This is a genomic window from Bacteroides sp. 214, assembly GCF_010501015.1.
Classification (GTDB): Bacteria; Bacteroidota; Bacteroidia; order Bacteroidales; family Bacteroidaceae; genus Bacteroides.
The window spans coordinates 1-313 of record NZ_QVML01000061.1; the positions used below are offsets into that span (position 1 = coordinate 1).

Annotated in this window: 1 protein-coding gene; it reads right to left on the reverse strand. The window is 44.7% G+C overall.

Going from position 1 to position 313, the window contains the following annotated elements; translation table 11 throughout:
* Nucleotides 1-42: 42 nt before the first annotated feature.
* The coding region (locus D0T50_RS13540; protein ID WP_163224051.1) for a hypothetical protein at nt 43-313 on the reverse strand (271 nt) is incomplete at its 5' end.

The window sequence follows — 313 nt, forward strand, 5'->3', positions numbered from 1 at the left end:
GAAAGGAGATGCGATGTTGCTCGACGAAGTTGTAGTAGTAGGTTACGGTACGCAGAAAAAAGCGCACCTTACCGGTGCTATCGCCACTGTGCCGATGGTTACACCAGGAAGAATAACCGCATTGGCTCCAACCCAGACATCATCTTCGGCAGCTCTACCACCTAATGTAGCACACATTTCGTCCAACATTTGTTCACGGGTAGTTATCTGTCGCTCTTCAGGAACCAAGTTCTTCTCTTCTAAATATATGGTTAACTCACAAAGAGATTCTTTTACATCAACAACATCAAAGTAATCACTGGCACCAAAAGGT